3 protein-coding genes are annotated in these 3,576 nt (G+C 68.0%); all 3 read left to right on the top strand.

The genetic code is table 11. The features are described from left to right. The first annotated feature begins 128 nt into the window (after window positions 1–128). The 3 genes from NON00_RS22530 to NON00_RS22520 all read left to right on the top strand — a co-directional run bounded on the left by NON00_RS22530 (window position 129) and on the right by NON00_RS22520 (window position 3,427). Complete coding sequence (locus NON00_RS22530) at window positions 129–1,331, top strand: amino acid ABC transporter permease (protein WP_256025019.1); 1,203 nt, start codon at window positions 129–131, stop codon at window positions 1,329–1,331. A 94-nt stretch (window positions 1,332–1,425) separates the two neighbouring features. After that, window positions 1,426–2,577: an amino acid ABC transporter permease gene (locus tag NON00_RS22525; RefSeq protein WP_256025018.1), complete on the top strand. Its 1,152-nt coding sequence runs from the start codon at window positions 1,426–1,428 to the stop codon at window positions 2,575–2,577. A 46-nt stretch (window positions 2,578–2,623) separates the two neighbouring features. Further along, window positions 2,624–3,427: an amino acid ABC transporter ATP-binding protein gene (locus NON00_RS22520; protein WP_305123519.1), complete on the top strand. Its 804-nt coding sequence runs from the start codon at window positions 2,624–2,626 to the stop codon at window positions 3,425–3,427. The last annotated feature ends 149 nt before the right edge of the window (window positions 3,428–3,576 follow it).

Genomic DNA, 3,576 nt, shown 5'->3' with positions numbered 1-3,576 from the left:
GGTGGGTGAGGGGGGGGCCCGCCCCGCCCGCCCCCGCGCTCCCCGCCCCGAAGCGGCGCCAAGACGCCGCCCGGGCGGAAGCACTTCCCGAATATCGGACAAAGACGAAACAACGGGGCTTCAAAAGCATGTCCGACACCGCTGCCGATCCCAGGCTGCTCCGCGCGCCACCAAAGAAGGGACTCCGCCTCTCCTGGGCCGATGAGAGGCTGCGCGCCATCGTCTGGCAGGTCCTGGTGCTGGGCGTGGTGGTTTCCATCATCTCCTGGCTGGTGAGCAACACCTCGCACAACCTCGAGGTGCGCCGCATCGCCACGGGCTTCGGCTACCTCTCGCGCGAGGCCGGCCTGCCGATCGCCGAGAGCGTCATCTCCTACAGCCCGACCGACACCTATGCCCGGGCGCTCATCGTCGGCGTGCTCAACACGCTGAAGATCGCCATTGTCGGCATCATCCTGGCCACCTTCCTCGGCACGCTCGTCGGCATCGCCCGGCTGTCGAAGAACTGGCTGCTCTCCCGCATCGCCGCCACCTATGTCGAGGTGGTGCGTGACCTGCCGCTGCTGCTGCAGCTGCTCTTCTGGTACGCCATCCTCCAGGGCCTGCCCGGCCCGCGCCAGGCGATGCACCCGATGGAGGGCGTCTTCCTCTCCAACCGCGGCCTGAAGCTGCCCTGGATCCAGTGGCAGGACGCGCACAGCTTCGCCCTGCTCGGCTTCGTCGCCGGCCTCGTGCTGACCGTGCTGCATGCCCGTTCCGCCCGCGCGAAGCAGATGGCCGATGGCAAGCCGCGCAAGGTGTGGCCCGCCGCCCTTGGCTATCTCATCGGCCTGCCGGTCGCCATCTGGGCCCTCCTCGGCGCCCCCTGGCAGGGCGACATCCCGGCGCTGCGCGGCTTCAACTTCCAGGGTGGCCTGACCATCACCCCGGAATATTTCGCGCTGCTGCTCGGCCTCGTGATGTACACCGCCGCCTTCATCGGCGAGATCGTGCGCTCCGGCATCCTCGCCGTCGCCAAGGGCCAGTGGGAGGCCGCCGAGGCCCTCGGCCTGCCGCGCGGCCTGATCATGCGCAAGATCGTCCTGCCGCAGGCCCTGCGCGTCATCATCCCGCCGATGACCAGCCAGTACCTGAACCTGACGAAGAACTCCTCCCTGGCGGTGGCCATCGGCTACCAGGACATCGTCTCCATCTCCAACACCACGCTGAACCAGACCGGCCAAGCGATCGAGGGCATCGCCGTCATCATGGCGGTCTACCTGACCTTCAGCCTGTCGATCAGCCTGTTCATGAACTGGTACAACGCGCGCATCGCGCTGGTGGAGCGCTGAGACATGGACATCCGCAAGCTGCCGACCTTCCCCGGCTTCGCCGGCCCCTGGGCCGGCTACGCGGCGCGCATCGCGCTGGTGGAGCGCTGAGACCATGGCCGACATCACCGCCGAGGCCGCCCCGCGCGGCCACCAGCCCGCCACCGCCGCCCCGCGCCGCCCGCCCGTCCTGGCGGTCGGGCCGCTGGCCTGGGTGCGGGCCAACCTCTTCTCCTCCTGGCTCTCCACCGCCGTCACCCTGGCGCTCGGCTACCTGCTGGTCCGCTGGGCCGTGGGCTTCGTGGACTGGGCCTTCGTCAACGCCATCTGGTCCGTGCCCAGCGTCAACGGCACGGCGCAGACCCAGGCCTGCCGCGCCCTCCAGGGCAGCGGCGCCTGCTGGGCGGTGGTGACGGAGAAGCACCGCTTCATCCTCTTCGGCACCTACCCCTACGAGCAGCACTGGCGCCCGGCCATCTGCATCGTCCTCTTCATCGGGCTCTACATCGTCTCCGCCATGCGCCGCTTCTGGCGCAAGGAGCTGGCGCTGGTCTGGCTCGGCACCCTCGCCGTCATCGGCGTGCTGATGTGGGGCGGCATCCTCGGCATGCCCTATGTGCCGCAGGAGCGCTGGGGTGGCCTCGTCATCACCCTCATCCTCTCCACCTTCGGCATCGCCTTCGCCTTCCCGCTCTCCATCCTGGTGGCGCTCGGCCGGCGCTCGCGCATGCCGGCCATCAAGATGCTCTGCGTGCTCTATGTGGAGCTGATCCGCGGCGTGCCGCTCATCAGCCTGCTCTTCATGGCCAGCGTCATGTTCCCGCTCTTCCTCCCGGAAGGCATGAACATCGACAAGCTGCTGCGCGCGCAGATCGCCATCATCCTCTTCGCCGCCGCCTACCTGGCGGAGGTGGTGCGCGGCGGCCTCCAGGCCCTGCCCAAGGGGCAGTACGAGGCGGCCGACGCCCTCGGCCTCTCCTACTGGCAGAAGACCGGCTTCATCATCCTGCCCCAGGCCCTGCGGCTGGTCATCCCGCCCCTGGTCAACACCTTCATCGGCTTCTTCAAGGACACGTCGCTGGTGCTGATCATCGGCATCTTCGACCTGCTCACCGCCGGCAAGACCGCCATCGTCGAACCCGCCTGGCAGGGCTTCGGCATCGAGGTCTACGTCACCGCCGGCCTCATCTACTTCATCTTCTGCTTCGCCATGTCCCGCTACAGCCAGAACCTCGAGGCGGAGCTGAACCGCCACCGGGTGCGCTGAGCATGGCCCGCCGCAACACCTCCGAGACCCAGGGACCGCACGCCGCATGAGCGCCACCATCGACATCGCGGGCGAGGGCCCGCACATCGCCTCCGCCCTGCGCACGGACGCCCCGCCGGCCATCCTGCTCGACAAGGTCAACAAGTGGTACGGCGCCATGCATGTGCTGCGCGACGTGTCGCTGACCGTCGGCACCGGGGAGCGCGTCGTGGTCTGCGGCCCCTCGGGCTCCGGCAAGTCCACCATGATCCGCTGCATCAACCGCCTGGAGCAGCACCAGGAAGGCCGCATCGTCGTCGATGGCATGGAGCTGACCGACGACACCCGCGCCCTCGACGCCATCCGCCGCGAGGTCGGCATGGTGTTCCAGAGCTTCAACCTCTTCCCCCACCTCACCATCCTCGAGAACTGCACCCTGGCGCCCATCTGGGTCCGCCAGATGCCGAAGAAGGAGGCCGAGGAACTGGCGATGCACTACCTGTCCCGGGTCAAGATCCCGGAGCAGGCCAAGAAGTATCCGGGCCAGCTCTCCGGCGGCCAGCAGCAGCGCGTCGCCATCGCCCGCGCCCTCTGCATGAAGCCCAAGATCATGCTCTTCGACGAGCCGACCTCGGCCCTCGACCCGGAGATGATCAAGGAAGTGCTGGATACCATGGTGGGCCTCGCCGAGACCGGCATGACCATGGTCTGCGTCACCCACGAGATGGGCTTCGCCCGCCAGGTGGCCGACCGCGTCGTCTTCATGGACCGCGGCGAGGTCGTCGAGGCCGGCGTCCCGGACCAGATCTTCAACGACCCCAAGACGGACCGGCTGAAGTCCTTCCTCAGCCAGATCCTGCGCGGGCATTGAGCGGCCCCCCTGGGGGGGGGCTCCCTGGGAGGCTCCGCCTCCCCAAACGAAAAGAAGATTCTCTGGGGAGGTTCCGCCTCCCCAAACGAAAAGAAGATTCTCTGGGGAGGTTCCGCCTCCCCAAACGAAAAGAAGATTCTCTGGGGAGG

Origin of the sequence: Roseomonas sp. GC11 (assembly GCF_024437745.1) — a bacterium.
Classification (GTDB): Bacteria; Pseudomonadota; Alphaproteobacteria; order Acetobacterales; family Acetobacteraceae; genus Pseudoroseomonas.
This window is presented reverse-complemented; position numbering and strand designations above follow the sequence as displayed.

Bases quoted from the DNA above. Each gene is read 5' to 3' on its own strand.
- NON00_RS22530 (WP_256025019.1), top strand. From the start codon at position 129: ATGTCCGACACCGCTGCCGATCCCAGGCTGCTCCGCGCGCCACCAAAG.
- NON00_RS22525 (WP_256025018.1), top strand. From the start codon at position 1,426: ATGGCCGACATCACCGCCGAGGCCGCCCCGCGCGGCCACCAGCCCGCC.
- NON00_RS22520 (WP_305123519.1), top strand. From the start codon at position 2,624: ATGAGCGCCACCATCGACATCGCGGGCGAGGGCCCGCACATCGCCTCC.